Source organism: Citrobacter koseri ATCC BAA-895, assembly GCF_000018045.1.
Lineage (GTDB): Bacteria > Pseudomonadota > Gammaproteobacteria > Enterobacterales > Enterobacteriaceae > Citrobacter_B > Citrobacter_B koseri.
On record NC_009792.1, the window covers coordinates 4,332,023 to 4,346,609 of the forward strand.

Annotated in this window: 25 protein-coding genes; 5 read left to right on the forward strand and 20 right to left on the reverse strand. The window is 50.5% G+C overall.

Annotated elements, in window-relative coordinates:
- Positions 1-13 precede the first annotated feature (13 nt).
- From def to mscL, 5 genes are all read left to right on the forward strand, one after another.
- Positions 14-523: a peptide deformylase gene (gene def, locus CKO_RS20045; protein ID WP_012135417.1), complete on the forward strand. Its 510-nt coding sequence runs from the start codon at positions 14-16 to the stop codon at positions 521-523.
- A 14-nt stretch (positions 524-537) separates the two neighbouring features.
- Entirely contained in the window at positions 538-1,485 is a 948-nt protein-coding gene (gene fmt / locus CKO_RS20050) for a methionyl-tRNA formyltransferase (protein ID WP_024131001.1), read from the forward strand.
- A gap of 52 nt (positions 1,486-1,537) precedes the next feature.
- Positions 1,538-2,824: a 16S rRNA (cytosine(967)-C(5))-methyltransferase RsmB gene (gene rsmB, locus CKO_RS20055; RefSeq protein WP_012135419.1), complete on the forward strand. Its 1,287-nt coding sequence runs from the start codon at positions 1,538-1,540 to the stop codon at positions 2,822-2,824.
- A gap of 21 nt (positions 2,825-2,845) precedes the next feature.
- Positions 2,846-4,222, forward strand: a complete 1,377-nt coding sequence (gene trkA, locus CKO_RS20060; RefSeq protein WP_012135420.1) for a Trk system potassium transporter TrkA — start codon at positions 2,846-2,848, stop codon at positions 4,220-4,222.
- Positions 4,223-4,363: 141 nt separating this feature from the next.
- A complete protein-coding gene (gene mscL, locus CKO_RS20065) occupies positions 4,364-4,774 on the forward strand; it encodes a large-conductance mechanosensitive channel protein MscL (RefSeq protein ID WP_012135421.1) in 411 nt (136 codons plus the stop codon).
- Here mscL and arfA read toward each other — a convergent pair.
- The 20 genes from arfA to rplN form a co-directional block, all read right to left on the reverse strand.
- Positions 4,771-4,989 carry an alternative ribosome-rescue factor ArfA gene (gene arfA, locus CKO_RS20070; RefSeq protein WP_012135422.1) on the reverse strand — a complete coding sequence of 73 codons (219 nt, stop codon included), beginning with the start codon at positions 4,987-4,989 and terminating at the stop codon, positions 4,771-4,773. The two genes, mscL and arfA, sit on opposite strands and share 4 nt — an antisense overlap.
- Positions 4,990-5,046: 57 nt before the next feature.
- On the reverse strand, positions 5,047-5,472 hold the full coding sequence (zntR, locus tag CKO_RS20075; protein ID WP_024131002.1) for a Zn(2+)-responsive transcriptional regulator: 426 nt from the start codon (positions 5,470-5,472) through the stop codon (positions 5,047-5,049).
- 10 nt (positions 5,473-5,482) lie between these two features.
- The gene (locus CKO_RS20080; protein ID WP_012135424.1) at positions 5,483-5,851 is read right to left on the reverse strand and encodes a DnaJ family domain-containing protein; all 369 of its coding nucleotides are present in this window, start codon (positions 5,849-5,851) and stop codon (positions 5,483-5,485) included.
- 108 nt (positions 5,852-5,959) lie between these two features.
- Positions 5,960-6,346, reverse strand: coding sequence for a 50S ribosomal protein L17 (rplQ, locus tag CKO_RS20085; protein WP_001216372.1), 387 nt, complete (start codon positions 6,344-6,346; stop codon positions 5,960-5,962).
- 40 nt (positions 6,347-6,386) lie between these two features.
- Positions 6,387-7,376, reverse strand: coding sequence for a DNA-directed RNA polymerase subunit alpha (locus CKO_RS20090; protein ID WP_001162094.1), 990 nt, complete (start codon positions 7,374-7,376; stop codon positions 6,387-6,389).
- 25 nt (positions 7,377-7,401) lie between these two features.
- Positions 7,402-8,022: a 30S ribosomal protein S4 gene (rpsD, locus tag CKO_RS20095; protein WP_000135224.1), complete on the reverse strand. Its 621-nt coding sequence runs from the start codon at positions 8,020-8,022 to the stop codon at positions 7,402-7,404.
- A 33-nt stretch (positions 8,023-8,055) separates the two neighbouring features.
- The gene (gene rpsK / locus CKO_RS20100) at positions 8,056-8,445 is read right to left on the reverse strand and encodes a 30S ribosomal protein S11 (protein ID WP_001029684.1); all 390 of its coding nucleotides are present in this window, start codon (positions 8,443-8,445) and stop codon (positions 8,056-8,058) included.
- 16 nt (positions 8,446-8,461) lie between these two features.
- Entirely contained in the window at positions 8,462-8,818 is a 357-nt protein-coding gene (gene rpsM / locus CKO_RS20105) for a 30S ribosomal protein S13 (protein ID WP_000090780.1), read from the reverse strand.
- 146 nt (positions 8,819-8,964) lie between these two features.
- On the reverse strand, positions 8,965-9,081 hold the full coding sequence (rpmJ, locus tag CKO_RS20110; protein WP_000868187.1) for a 50S ribosomal protein L36: 117 nt from the start codon (positions 9,079-9,081) through the stop codon (positions 8,965-8,967).
- 31 nt (positions 9,082-9,112) lie between these two features.
- Complete coding sequence (gene secY, locus CKO_RS20115; RefSeq protein ID WP_001118864.1) at positions 9,113-10,444, reverse strand: preprotein translocase subunit SecY; 1,332 nt, start codon at positions 10,442-10,444, stop codon at positions 9,113-9,115.
- Between the two features lie 7 nt (positions 10,445-10,451).
- Positions 10,452-10,886, reverse strand: a complete 435-nt coding sequence (gene rplO, locus CKO_RS20120) for a 50S ribosomal protein L15 (protein ID WP_001238917.1) — start codon at positions 10,884-10,886, stop codon at positions 10,452-10,454.
- A gap of 3 nt (positions 10,887-10,889) precedes the next feature.
- Entirely contained in the window at positions 10,890-11,069 is a 180-nt protein-coding gene (gene rpmD, locus CKO_RS23160; RefSeq protein WP_001140434.1) for a 50S ribosomal protein L30, read from the reverse strand.
- A gap of 3 nt (positions 11,070-11,072) precedes the next feature.
- Positions 11,073-11,576 (reverse strand): 30S ribosomal protein S5, encoded by a 504-nt coding sequence (gene rpsE, locus CKO_RS20130; RefSeq protein ID WP_000940121.1) that lies wholly within the window; start codon positions 11,574-11,576, stop codon positions 11,073-11,075.
- 14 nt (positions 11,577-11,590) lie between these two features.
- Complete coding sequence (gene rplR, locus CKO_RS23165; RefSeq protein ID WP_000358960.1) at positions 11,591-11,944, reverse strand: 50S ribosomal protein L18; 354 nt, start codon at positions 11,942-11,944, stop codon at positions 11,591-11,593.
- Between the two features lie 9 nt (positions 11,945-11,953).
- Positions 11,954-12,487, reverse strand: a complete 534-nt coding sequence (gene rplF, locus CKO_RS23170) for a 50S ribosomal protein L6 (protein WP_012135817.1) — start codon at positions 12,485-12,487, stop codon at positions 11,954-11,956.
- Positions 12,488-12,499: 12 nt separating this feature from the next.
- Positions 12,500-12,892, reverse strand: coding sequence for a 30S ribosomal protein S8 (gene rpsH / locus CKO_RS23175; RefSeq protein WP_000062611.1), 393 nt, complete (start codon positions 12,890-12,892; stop codon positions 12,500-12,502).
- Between the two features lie 33 nt (positions 12,893-12,925).
- Positions 12,926-13,231 (reverse strand): 30S ribosomal protein S14, encoded by a 306-nt coding sequence (gene rpsN, locus CKO_RS23180; protein ID WP_012135425.1) that lies wholly within the window; start codon positions 13,229-13,231, stop codon positions 12,926-12,928.
- 14 nt (positions 13,232-13,245) lie between these two features.
- Positions 13,246-13,785, reverse strand: a complete 540-nt coding sequence (gene rplE / locus CKO_RS20155) for a 50S ribosomal protein L5 (protein WP_007702494.1) — start codon at positions 13,783-13,785, stop codon at positions 13,246-13,248.
- 14 nt (positions 13,786-13,799) lie between these two features.
- Positions 13,800-14,114, reverse strand: coding sequence for a 50S ribosomal protein L24 (rplX, locus tag CKO_RS20160; protein WP_012135426.1), 315 nt, complete (start codon positions 14,112-14,114; stop codon positions 13,800-13,802).
- 10 nt (positions 14,115-14,124) lie between these two features.
- Positions 14,125-14,496, reverse strand: a complete 372-nt coding sequence (rplN, locus tag CKO_RS20165) for a 50S ribosomal protein L14 (RefSeq protein WP_002919748.1) — start codon at positions 14,494-14,496, stop codon at positions 14,125-14,127.
- Positions 14,497-14,587 lie beyond the last annotated feature (91 nt).

Below are 14,587 nucleotides of genomic sequence, written 5' to 3' on the forward strand. Positions count from 1 at the left end.
ACTCTGGATAATTATGGCAGTTTTGCAAGTGTTACATATTCCGGACGAGCGTCTTCGCAAAGTCGCAAAACCGGTAGAAGAAGTGAATGCAGAAATTCAGCGTATCGTCGATGATATGTTCGAAACGATGTATGCAGAAGAAGGTATTGGCCTGGCGGCAACGCAGGTCGATATTCATCAACGTATCATCGTGATTGATGTTTCGGAAAACCGCGACGAGCGTCTGGTGTTAATCAACCCGGAACTGCTGGAAAAAAGCGGTGAGACGGGGATTGAAGAAGGCTGTCTGTCTATTCCTGAACAGCGAGCTTTAGTGCCGCGTGCGGAGAAAGTGAAAATTCGCGCACTCGACCGCGACGGTAAATCTTTTGAGCTGGAAGCAGACGGCCTGTTGGCTATCTGTATTCAGCACGAGATGGATCACCTGGTCGGTAAACTGTTTATCGATTATCTGTCGCCGCTGAAGCAACAACGTATTCGTCAGAAAGTTGAGAAACTCGACCGCCTGAACGCCCGAGCTTAAGGACAAGAATCAACGTGTCAGACTCACTACGTATTATTTTTGCGGGTACACCTGACTTTGCAGCGCGTCATCTTGACGCGCTGTTGTCTTCTGGACACAACATCGTTGGCGTGTTTACCCAACCCGACCGCCCGGCTGGACGCGGTAAAAAGCTGATGCCCAGCCCGGTGAAAGTGTTGGCGGAAGAGAAAGGAATAGCGGTTTTTCAGCCCGCCTCCTTGCGCCCACAAGAAAACCAGCATTTAGTCGCAGACTTACACGCTGACGTAATGGTCGTGGTGGCGTATGGCCTGATTCTGCCAAAAGCGGTGCTGGATATGCCGCGACTCGGCTGCATCAACGTTCACGGTTCCCTGCTCCCGCGCTGGCGTGGCGCAGCGCCGATCCAACGTTCACTTTGGGCTGGTGATGCCGAAACGGGCGTAACCATCATGCAAATGGATGTGGGTCTGGATACTGGCGATATGCTCTATAAACTTGCCTGTCCAATCACCGAGAAAGACACCAGCGGCACGCTGTATGACAAGCTGGCGGATCTTGGTCCACAGGGGCTGATTGAAACGCTGAAACAGTTAGAAAACGGTACCGCGAAGCCAGAAGTACAGGACAACGCCCTGGCCACTCACGCTGAGAAACTTAGCAAAGAAGAGGCGCGTATGGACTGGTCTCTCTCTGCTGCACAGCTTGAACGCTGCATCCGCGCCTTTAATCCCTGGCCAATGAGCTGGATGGAAATTGACGGTCAGCCGGTAAAAGTGTGGCAGGCGTCAGTGATAGAGCGCGTAACGCAAGCGGAACCGGGCACCATTCTTGACGCGACTAAACAAGGTATTCAGGTTGCAACCGGCAACGGCATCCTGAACCTGCTCTCCCTTCAACCCGCAGGTAAGAAGGCAATGAGCGCGCAGGATCTTTTAAATTCACGTCGGGAATGGTTTATTCCTGGCAACCGTCTGGCCTGACGGTCACGTCTTACTACGCCCGGTGTTACCGGGCATTTTTATTTTTGCGGTTATGAAAAAACAAAATTTACGCAGTCTGGCGGCACAGGCCGTTGAGCAGGTCGTTGAGCAAGGGCAATCCTTAAGTAATGTCCTGCCACCACTACAGCAAAAAGTCTCCGATAAAGACAAAGCGCTGCTTCAGGAGCTGTGCTTTGGCGTGTTGCGCACCCTTTCGCAGCTGGAGTGGCTGATTAATAAATTAATGTCTCGCCCGATGACCGGTAAGCAACGCACCGTGCATTACCTGATCATGGTAGGGTTTTACCAGCTATTGCACACACGAATTCCACCACATGCAGCCCTCGCGGAAACGGTTGAAGGTGCTGTTGCTATTAAGCGCCCACAGCTTAAAGGGCTGATCAATGGCGTTTTGCGTCAGTTTCAGCGTCAGCAGGAGGCGTTGCTGGCTGAGTTTGCGACCAGCGAGGCGCGTTTTCTGCATCCGTCCTGGCTGCTAAAGCGCCTGCAAAAATCCTATCCCACCCAATGGGAAGCGATTGTCGAAGCCAACAACCAACGTCCTCCAATGTGGTTACGCGTGAACCGTACACATCATTCACGCGACAGCTGGCTCACGTTATTACAGGACGCAGGAATGAATGGTTTTCCCCATTCGGCCTATCCTGACGCCCTACGTCTTGAGTCTCCGGCTCCGGTTCATGCCTTACCCGGTTTTGAAGAGGGTTGGGTAACGGTTCAGGATGCTTCCGCGCAAGGCTGTGTTAGCTTCCTCGCCCCGCAAAACGGCGAGAAAATCCTGGATTTGTGCGCCGCACCGGGGGGTAAAACAACGCATATACTCGAAGCCGCGCCTGAAGCGCAGGTGTTAGCTGTCGATGTCGACGAACAGCGTCTTTCACGCGTTTACGATAACCTTAAACGTCTGGGGATGAAGGCAACCGTCAAACAGGGTGATGGTCGATATCCCGCGCAATGGTGTGGCGAGCAGAAATTTGACCGTATTCTGCTGGATGCGCCTTGTTCAGCCACCGGCGTCATTCGTCGTCACCCGGATATCAAATGGCTACGCCGCGATCGTGATATTGCTGAACTGGCAAAATTACAGTCGGAAATTCTGGATGCCATATGGCCACATTTAAAGTCAGGCGGAACACTGGTCTACGCGACCTGTTCTGTCCTGCCGGAAGAGAATAGCCAACAGATTCTGGCCTTTTTACAGCGCACCCCGGACGCCACCCTGACCGGCACCGGAACCCCCGCTCAACCGGGCGTGCAAAATCTGCCTGGTGCGGAAGAAGGTGACGGCTTCTTTTACGCTAAGCTAATCAAAAAGTGATGAGATAACGGGTCGCGACTGATGAAAATTATCATTCTGGGCGCAGGGCAAGTCGGCGGCACGCTGGCTGAAAACTTGGTCGGAGAGAACAACGACATCACGGTGGTCGATATCAATGGCGAACGCCTGCGTAGTTTACAGGACAAGTTCGATCTCCGCGTCGTGCAAGGGCATGGCTCTCACCCTCGCGTGCTGCGTGAAGCGGGTGCAGACGATGCGGATATGCTGGTCGCCGTGACCAGTTCCGATGAAACGAATATGGTCGCCTGCCAGGTGGCCTATTCACTCTTCAATACGCCAAATCGTATCGCCCGTATCCGTTCGCCAGATTATGTCCGCGATGCGGATAAACTCTTCCACTCTGAAGCTGTCCCCATCGACCATCTTATTGCGCCAGAGCAACTGGTCATCGATAACATTTATCGCCTGATCGAATATCCCGGCGCATTGCAGGTCGTTAATTTCGCCGAAGGTAAAGTCAGTCTTGCGGTAGTGAAAGCCTATTATGGCGGGCCACTGATCGGGAACGCGTTATCCACGATGCGTGAGCATATGCCACATATTGATACCCGCGTCGCCGCGATATTCCGTCATGACCGCCCCATTCGTCCCCAGGGTTCGACTATTGTAGAAGCAGGCGATGAAGTCTTTTTTATTGCCGCATCACAGCATATCCGCGCGGTAATGAGCGAACTGCAACGTCTGGAGAAACCCTATAAGCGTATTATGTTAGTCGGAGGGGGAAATATCGGTGCCGGTCTCGCGCGTCGTCTGGAAAAAGATTACAGCGTCAAACTGATCGAGCGCGATCAACAGCGGGCCTCCGAACTTGCCGAAAAACTGCAAAATACAATCGTCTTTTTTGGCGATGCGTCGGATCAGGAACTGCTGGCTGAAGAGCATATTGATCAGGTTGATCTGTTTATTGCAGTCACCAACGATGATGAAGCCAACATTATGTCGGCAATGCTGGCCAAACGGATGGGTGCGAAGAAAGTAATGGTGCTCATTCAACGTCGCGCCTATGTGGATCTCGTCCAGGGGAGCGTCATTGATATTGCCATTTCGCCACAGCAGGCCACGATTTCCGCGTTACTCAGCCATGTGCGTAAAGCCGATATTGTGGGAGTGTCATCGCTACGTCGTGGTGTAGCAGAAGCAATTGAAGCCGTTGCCCACGGTGATGAAAGTACATCTCGCGTCGTAGGCCGCGCCATTGATGAAATTAAACTTCCACCAGGAACAATAATTGGCGCTGTGGTTCGCGGTAACGATGTAATGATTGCCAATGACAATTTGCGCATTGAACAAGGCGATCATGTGATTATGTTCCTGACGGATAAAAAGTTTATTACCGACGTCGAACGCTTATTCCAGCCAAGTCCTTTCTTCCTGTAATTATTTGGGCGCTAATGCAGCGCCCTCTTTAATTCCCCTGTTTTATCAGGGCTTAATAAATGCTCCTTTAAACAATCCATAAATGGAAAATGCCTTAACATTTGTTAAACTTATAAACGTCAGTTGCATAGGGAGAATAAAATGAGCTTTATTAAAGAGTTTCGCGAATTCGCGATGCGCGGGAATGTTGTTGATTTGGCAGTGGGTGTGATTATTGGTGCGGCATTCGGGAAGATCGTTTCTTCTCTGGTTGCTGATATCATTATGCCGCCTCTGGGTTTGTTAATTGGCGGGATCGATTTTAAACAGTTTGCCTTTACGCTACGCGAAGCGCAGGGAGATATCCCGGCAGTCGTGATGCATTACGGTGTGTTTATTCAGAACGTCTTTGATTTTGTTATTGTGGCGTTTGCTATCTTCATGGCTATCAAACTGATCAACAAACTGAATCGTAAGAAAGAAGAACCGACGGAAGCGCCAGCGCCGACAACGGAAGAAGTATTGCTTTCTGAGATCCGCGATCTTCTGAAAGAACAAAACAACCGTTCTTAACAAGCCTTAATAAGCAGAAAGCCAGTGGTAAAAAAGTGATTCACTTTCTTGCCACTGGCCTCCCAGTTACCCCGATTGCCATGTTTGCCTTTACGCAGATAACTTCCTTTCCCTTTCTTATTTTTTTCAACACGTTGTCTGAAAAGCGGATCGTGCAGTAATGCCTCAATGGCGTTGTCTTTTATCTGCCCTTTCGTATGCTGATAACGACTCATAATAACTCCAGTTTGTATGGTTTAACGGCGCGAGTGTAGGCTCATCAGGTCAATAAATCAACACTCCTGCTTTACTCCGCTGGCACCTTGTTCCAGTGCTTCCAGAATTGAACAATAGACGCTGCTGTGTGCCGTTCCACAGCAGGCATCGTTCAGCCTCTGCAATGAACGCTGCATACTCTGTAATTCCGCAATTCGTGATTCGACCTCTTTCAGCCTTTCCTGCACGATTCCTTTCGACTCCTGGCAGGTATGGTGTTCAGGATCGACACGGATCGACAACAGTTCTCGGATCGACTCAAGCGTAAAGCCCAACTGCCGGGCATAGCGGATAAACTTAAGGCGCTGAAGATCGTTTTCCGTGTAGAGTCGGAAACCACCTTCCGTACGCACTTCATGCTCCATCATCTGCTGCTTTTCATAGTAGCGGATGGTATCAGGCGTCACTTCTGCCAGCTTTGCCAGTTCACCAATACGATACATATAAGCTCCGTTAGTCATCATTAATCTTATGCAGCAATTTATCTGCATATTCACCGCGTAAAAACCCGGTACTCAGCCCCGCCTGTCGTAGTTTTAGTTCAAGGAGCGATAAACGACGGCTCACTTCCTGATACCGTGGATCGTCCTGACGAATACCTTTAAGTAGATCCAGTAGCTGAATGGCTTCTTTACGCTGTTCAAGCTCCGGGGGAAGGCAACCGGCATTTTTGAGTAAACGGTAGCCAGTCCGTAATTCAGGCGGCACATGTGAGTCATCATCCAGGGCCAGCGGCTCACCGCTGCCGGGCAGATTATCAAACTCACCTTTAGTCTGTGCATCGATAATATGGTGCTCTGCCCACTGGTCCAGTAACCACATACAACAACTCCAGGGGATGAACAAAAAGAGTACAGATATTGTAGATAAGTGGGGATACGGCGGATATAAAAAAACCCGCCGGAGCGGGTTTTTTTACGTTACTACAGATTACTCTGCAGCAGCTTCTGCTTTCGACTCAGAACGATCAACCAGCTCGATGTATGCCATCGGCGCGTTGTCGCCTGCACGGAAGCCACACTTCAGAATGCGAGTGTAACCACCGGCGCGGCTCGCGAAACGCGGGCCCAGTTCGTTAAACAGTTTTGCCACGATCTCGTTATCACGAGTACGGGCGAATGCCAGACGACGATTAGCTACGCTATCAGTCTTGGCAAGAGTAATCAGCGGCTCAACTACGCGACGCAGCTCTTTCGCTTTAGGCAGGGTCGTCTTGATGATCTCATGACGAACCAGTGAACCTGCCATGTTGCGGAACATAGCCTGGCGATGGCTGCTGTTGCGGTTCAGTTGACGACCACTCTTACGATGGCGCATGACCTTATCCTTCTCAGTAAAACCTTAACCTGTGATCCGGTTACTCGTCAGCGATGCTTGCCGGTGGCCAGTTTTCCAGGCGCATGCCCAGAGACAGTCCACGGGAAGCCAGCACGTCTTTAATCTCAGTAAGAGATTTTTTACCTAGGTTAGGCGTCTTAAGAAGCTCAACCTCGGTACGCTGTACCAGATCACCGATATAGTGGATAGCTTCTGCTTTAAGGCAGTTAGCAGAGCGGACAGTCAATTCCAGATCGTCAACAGGGCGCAGCAGGATCGGATCGAATTCTGGTTTCTCTTCTTTCACTTCCGGCTGACGTACATCACGTAAGTCAACGAAAGCTTCCAGTTGTTCAGCCAGAATGGTTGCCGCACGACGAATCGCCTCTTCAGGATCGATTGTGCCGTTGGTTTCCATTTCGATGACCAGCTTGTCCAGGTCGGTACGCTGTTCTACACGCGCTGCTTCAACATTGTAGGCAATACGCTCTACAGGGCTGTAGCATGCGTCGACCAGCAGACGGCCGATTGGGCGCTCATCTTCTTCCGAATGAATTCGGGTAGAAGCCGGCACATAACCACGACCGCGCTGAACTTTGATACGCATGCTAATAGACGCGTTCTCATCGGTCAGGTGGCAGATCACGTGCTGCGGCTTGACGATTTCGACATCCCCGTCATGGGTAATGTCGGCTGCAGTCACAGGGCCAATGCCAGATTTATTCAAGGTAAGAATAACTTCATCTTTACCCTGAACTCTCACCGCCAGCCCTTTCAGGTTGAGCAGGATTTCCAGGATGTCTTCCTGAACGCCTTCTTTGGTGCTGTACTCATGTAGTACACCATCAATCTCAACCTCGGTCACCGCGCAACCCGGCATCGATGAGAGCAGAATACGGCGCAGTGCGTTACCCAGAGTATGGCCAAAGCCACGCTCTAAAGGCTCAAGGGTCACCTTGGCGTGCGTCGAACTCACTTGCTCGATATCTACCAGGCGCGGTTTTAGAAACTCTGTCACAGAACCCTGCATTGTGTCCTCTCTTTGGTACTAAGCTTTACTTGGAGTAAAGCTCGACGATCAGGTGTTCGTTAATGTCCGCAGACAGATCAGAACGCTCAGGCTTACGCTTAAACGTACCTTCCATCTTGCCAGCATCAACTTCCAGCCAGGTTGGCTTTTCACGCTGCTCAGCCAGCTCCAGAGCGGCTTTCACGCGAGACTGCTTCTTCGCTTTCTCACGAATGCTAACAACGTCATTCGGACTAACCTGATAAGAAGCGATGTTAACAACACGACCGTTTACCATAATTGCTTTATGGCTAACCAGCTGGCGTGCTTCTGCACGAGTGGCGCCGAAGCCCATACGGTATACAACGTTGTCCAGACGACCTTCCAGCAGAGCCAACAGGTTTTCACCGGTGTTGCCTTTCAGACGCGCTGCTTCTTTGTAGTAGTTACGGAACTGACGCTCCAGCACACCATAGATACGGCGAACTTTTTGCTTTTCACGCAACTGCACACCATAGTCAGACAGACGCGGTTTACGCGCACCGTGCTGGCCAGGAGCTTGTTCAATTTTACACTTGGTATCGATCGCGCGAACGCCAGACTTAAGGAATAAGTCGGTGCCCTCACGACGGCTCAGCTTGAGCTTAGGACCCAAATATCTTGCCATTTTCTTTCTCCAACAAACCTGGAAAACGAAGCGTTATACGCGACGTTTTTTCGGCGGACGACAACCGTTATGAGGGATCGGAGTCACATCAGTAATATTAGTGATGCGGAAACCAGCGGCGTTCAGTGCACGAATGGTAGATTCGCGACCTGGACCCGGACCTTTAACCATAACTTCCAGATTCTTGATACCGTATTCTTTTACGGCGTCAGCGCAACGCTCTGCTGCAACCTGAGCTGCAAACGGAGTGGATTTGCGAGAACCACGGAAACCGGAACCACCGGCTGTTGCCCAACCCAGCGCGTTACCCTGACGATCAGTGATAGTCACGATGGTGTTGTTGAAAGAAGCATGGATATGAGCCACGCCGTCAGAGACTTGTTTTCTTACACGTTTACGTGCACGAATTGGTGCCTTTGCCATTATTCAATCACCCCGATTATTTCTTGATCGGTTTGCGCGGACCCTTACGGGTACGTGCGTTGGTCTTGGTACGCTGACCGCGAACCGGGAGACCACGACGATGACGCAAACCGCGATAGCAACCAAGATCCATCAGGCGCTTGATGCTCATGCTGATTTCACGGCGCAGATCACCTTCAACGACAAATTTGGCAACTTCGTCACGCAGCGTGTCGATTTGTTCTTCAGACAGCTCACTGATCTTAACATTTTCAGCGATACCCGCTGCAGCCAGAATGGCTTTAGAACGGGTCTTACCGACGCCGTAGATCGAAGTTAACGCGATCACAGCATGTTTCTGATCAGGAATGTTAATGCCTGCTATACGGGCCACTATGCACTCCTACTATTTAATATGTACGCACCATGCTGAAAAGCCCGTTTTCAGGATACTCAAATGGAAACGTACAGACATACAAAAGATTGGCTGGCTAATCTAGCCAGCTCAACCCAACTTTGCAAGAAAAATATGCGAATAAATCAGCCTTGGCGCTGTTTATGCTTCGGCTCGGCACTGCAAATCACGCGGATGACGCCATCACGCTTAACGATTTTGCAGTTACGGCATAATTTCTTGACGGAAGCACGAACTTTCATTTTTACTCTCCGTAACTTCTCGGGCGACCAATTAACGGCCGTAGCCTTTCAGGTTCGCCTTCTTCAATGCAGACTCATACTGACTGGACATCATCAGAGTTTGCACTTGAGCCATAAAGTCCATAATCACGACGACAACGATAAGCAGTGAGGTCCCACCAAAGTAGAACGGTACTTTCATTGCATCACGCATGAACTCCGGGATCAGGCAGATAAAGGTAATGTAAAGCGCACCAACCAAAGTCAGGCGGGTCATTACTTTATCGATATACTTCGCCGTTTGCTCTCCCGGACGAATTCCTGGTACAAATGCACCGGACTTCTTCAGGTTATCTGCTGTTTCACGCGGGTTGAAAACCAACGCCGTGTAGAAGAAACAGAAGAAGATGATTGCAGACGCATAGAGTAACACATAAAGCGGTTGCCCAGGCTGCAAATACAGCGAAATTGTTGTCAGCCAGTTCCAACCAGTACCGCCCCCGAACCATGACGCGATGGTTGCCGGGAACAGAATAATACTGGAAGCGAAAATTGCCGGGATTACCCCCGCCATATTCACTTTCAGCGGTAAATGTGTGCTCTGTGCAGCATAGACACGACGACCCTGCTGACGTTTTGCGTAGTTTACCACAATGCGGCGTTGACCACGCTCAACAAATACAACAAAGAACGTCACTGCAAATACTAATACTGCAACCAACAGCAACACGAGGAAGTGCAGGTCGCCTTGACGCGCTTGCTCGATAGTATGGGCAATGGCTGGCGGGAGTCCCGCGACAATACCGGCGAAGATAATGATTGAGATACCGTTGCCGATACCACGTTCAGTAATCTGTTCGCCCAACCACATCAGGAACATGGTTCCTGTAACCAGACTTACAACAGCGGTGAAATAGAATGCAAAGCCCGGATTCATTACCAGGCCTTGCATACCAGGCATATTCGGCAGACCGGTAGCAATACCGATCGACTGGAATATCGCCAGCACCAGAGTACCGTAGCGGGTGTACTGGCTGATCTTACGACGACCAGACTCCCCTTCTTTCTTAATTTCTGCCAGCGTTGGGTGAACCACCGTCAGCAGCTGGATAATAATCGACGCCGAAATATACGGCATGATACCCAGAGCAAAGATAGAAGCACGGCTGAGTGCACCACCAGAGAACATGTTAAACATTTCAATGATGGTGCCTCGCTGTTGCTCAAGCAGTTTGGCAAGTACAGCGGCATCAATACCAGGGATCGGAATAAAAGAGCCAATACGGAACACAATCAGCGCGCCGATAACAAACAGCAGTCTGCGTTTCAGCTCGCCTAAGCCACCTTTGGCGCTTTGAAAATCTAATCCCGGTTGTTTAGCCATCTGCTACTTATTCCTCGATTTTACCGCCAGCAGCTTCGATAGCAGCACGAGCGCCTTTAGTAACACGCAGGCCACGAACAGTTACCGGAGTAGTGACTTCACCAGCCAGGATCACTTTCGCGAACTCGATCTGGATACCGATAATGTTAGCCGCTTTCAGCGTGTTCAGGTCTACTACGCCGCCTTCTACTTTAGCCAGGTCAGACAGACGAACTTCGGCTGTAATCGCTGCTTTGCGAGAAGTGAAGCCGAATTTCGGCAGACGACGGTACAGAGGCATCTGACCACCCTCGAAACCGCGACGTACGCCACCGCCAGAACGAGACTTCTGACCTTTGTGACCACGACCACCGGTTTTACCGAGGCCAGAACCGATACCACGACCCAGGCGTTTACCCGCCTTTTTGGAGCCTTCGGCCGGAGACAGAGTATTTAAACGCATCTCTTACTCCTCAACTTTAACCATGAAGGAAACCGCGTTGACCATACCACGAACAGCAGGAGTATCCTCGCGCTCTACGGTGTGACCAATACGACGCAGACCCAGGCCAAGCAGCGTTGCCTTGTGTTTCGGCAGACGACCGATTGCACTGCGGGTTTGAGTAATTTTAATAGTCTTTGCCATGGTTTATTTCCCCAGAATTTCTTCAACGGATTTACCACGCTTGGCAGCGACCATTTCTGGAGAATTCATATTTTCCAGGCCATCAATAGTTGCACGAACCACGTTGATCGGGTTGGTGGAACCATATGCTTTAGCCAGAACGTTATGAACCCCAGCAACTTCCAAAACGGCGCGCATTGCACCACCGGCGATGATACCGGTACCTTCGGAAGCTGGCTGCATGAATACACGAGAACCCGTGTGAACACCTTTAACCGGGTGTTGCAGGGTGCCGTTGTTCAGCGCGACGTTAATCATATTGCGACGGGCTTTTTCCATCGCTTTCTGGATCGCTGCTGGAACTTCACGCGCTTTACCGTAACCAAAACCAACGCGACCGTTACCATCGCCAACTACAGTCAGAGCTGTGAAGGAGAAAATACGACCACCTTTAACGGTTTTAGATACGCGGTTTACCGCGATCAGCTTTTCCTGCAGTTCGCCAGCTTGTTTTTCGATGTGAGCCATCTTACACCTCTACCTTAGAACTGAAGGCCAGCTTCACGGGCAGCATCTGCCAGTGCCTGGACACGACCATGATATTGGAACCCGGAACGGTCAAAGGACACATCTTTGATGCCTTTTTCCAGAGCGCGTTCAGCGACAGCTTTACCCACAGCTGCAGCCGCGTCTTTGTTACCGGTGTACTTCAGTTGTTCAGCGATAGCTTTTTCTACAGTAGAAGCAGCTACCAGAACTTCAGAACCGTTCGGTGCAATTACCTGTGCGTAAATGTGACGCGGGGTACGATGTACCACCAGGCGAGTTGCGCCCAGCTCCTGGAGCTTGCGGCGTGCGCGGGTCGCACGACGGATACGAGCAGATTTCTTATCCATAGTGTTACCTTACTTCTTCTTAGCCTCTTTGGTACGCACGACTTCGTCGGCGTAACGAACACCCTTGCCTTTGTAAGGCTCAGGACGACGGTAGGCGCGCAGATCTGCTGCAACCTGACCGATCACCTGCTTATCAGCACCTTTCAGCACGATTTCAGTCTGAGTCGGACATTCTGCAGTAATACCTGCTGGCAGCTGGTGGTCAACCGGGTGAGAGAAACCTAAGGACAGGTTTACTACATTCCCTTTAACCGCTGCACGATAACCTACACCAACCAGCTGCAGCTTCTTAGTGAAGCCTTCGGTAACACCGATAACCATTGAGTTCAGCAGGGCACGCGCGGTACCAGCCTGAGCCCAACCGTCTACGTAACCATCACGCGGACCGAAGGTCAGTGCATTATCTGCATGTTTAACTTCAACAGCATCGTTGAGAGTACGAGTCAGCTCGCCGTTTTTACCTTTGATCGTAATAACCTGACCGTTGATTTTTACATCAACGCCGGCAGGAACAACGACCGGTGCTTTAGCAACACGAGACATTTTTTCCTCCGATTAGGCTACGTAGCAGATAATTTCGCCACCAAGACCAGCCTGGCGCGCTGCACGATCAGTCATAACACCTTTAGAGGTAGAAACAACTGCGATACCCAGACCCGCCATAACTTTCGGCAGCTCATCTTTACGTTTGTAGATGCGCAGACCTGGGCGGCTGACACGCTGAATGCTTTCTACAACAGCTTTACCCTGGAAATACTTAAGAGTCAGTTCCAGTTCCGGCTTGGTGTCGCCTTCAACTTTAAAATCTTCGATAAAACCTTCTTCCTTCAGCACGTTGGCAATTGCCACTTTCAGCTTGGAGGAAGGCATGGTGACCGCAGCTTTGTTCGCGGCCTGACCGTTACGGATACGGGTCAGCATATCCGCGATCGGATCTTGCATGCTCATCTGTCTTTACTCCCGTGATTCAATTGGTGACAATTACCAGCTAGCCTTTTTCAAGCCTGGTACTTCACCGCGCATAGCGGCTTCACGTAACTTGATACGGCTCAACCCGAACTTGCCCACATAACCATGTGGACGACCTGTTTGACGGCAGCGGTTACGCTGACGAGACGGGCTGGAATCACGCGGCAGAGTCTGCAGCTTAAGAACAGCGTTCCAACGATCTTCGTCGGAAGCGTTCACATCAGAGATGATCGCTTTCAGTTCAGCGCGTTTCGCGAAGTATTTATCAGCTAAAGCTACGCGTTTTACTTCGCGTGCTTTCATTGATTGCTTAGCCATTCAGTAACCCTACCTTACTTGCGGAACGGGAAGTCAAAGGCAGCCAGCAGAGCACGGCCTTCTTCGTCAGATTTCGCAGTAGTGGTAATGGTAATATCCAAACCACGAACGCGGTCGACTTTATCGTAGTCGATTTCTGGGAAGATGATCTGCTCACGGACACCCATGCTGTAGTTACCACGACCGTCGAAAGACTTAGCGGACAGGCCACGGAAGTCACGGATACGCGGTACAGCAATAGTGATCAGGCGCTCAAAGAACTCCCACATGCGTTCGCCACGCAGAGTTACTTTACAGCCGATCGGATAGCCCTGACGGATTTTGAAGCCTGCAACAGATTTGCGTGCTTTGGTGATCAACGGCTTTTGACCGGAGATTGCTGCCAGGTCAGCTGCTGCGTTATCCAGCAGTTTCTTGTCAGCGATCGCTTCACCAACACCCATGTTCAGGGTGATCTTCTCGACCCGAGGGACTTGCATGACAGAATTGTAGTTAAACTCAGTCATGAGTTTATTAACTACTTCGTCTTTGTAGTAATCATGCAGTTTCGCCATCGTACTACTCCAAATTACTTGATAGTTTCGCTGTTAGATTTGAAGAAACGGACTTTTTTACCGTCTTCGAATCTAAAGCCTACACGGTCAGCCTTACCGGTTGCCGCATTGAAGATTGCAATGTTGGAAACCTGAATAGCGGCTTCTTTTTCAACGATGCCACCCGGTTGGTTCAGAGCCGGAACCGGCTTCTGGTGTTTCTTAACCAGGTTGATACCTTCAACAATGACCTTGCCGGAAGACAGGACATTCTTAACTTTACCGCGTTTACCTTTATCTTTACCGGTTAACACGATAACTTCGTCATCACGACGGATTTTCGCTGCCATGATTCGCTCCTTAGAGTACTTCTGGTGCCAGAGAGATAATTTTCATGAACTTCTCGGTACGAAGCTCACGAGTTACCGGCCCAAAAATACGCGTACCGATAGGCTGCTCGCTGTTATTGTTCAGAATAACGCATGCATTACCATCGAAGCGAATGACAGAACCGTCCGGGCGACGAACACCCTTCTTGGTGCGCACCACTACCGCCTTCAGCACATCACCTTTTTTGACCTTACCACGCGGAATTGCTTCTTTGATGGTGATCTTGATGATGTCGCCTACGCCTGCGTAGCGACGGTGCGAGCCACCCAGAACCTTGATACACATTACGCGACGTGCACCGGAGTTGTCGGCGACGTTCAGCATAGTCTGTTCTTGGATCATTTTAGTGCTCCGCTAATGTCAACTACTACTGAGACCCGAAAATCAGGTCGTTAAAAAAGCCCCATATCGGGGGCGCGGCATTATAACACCG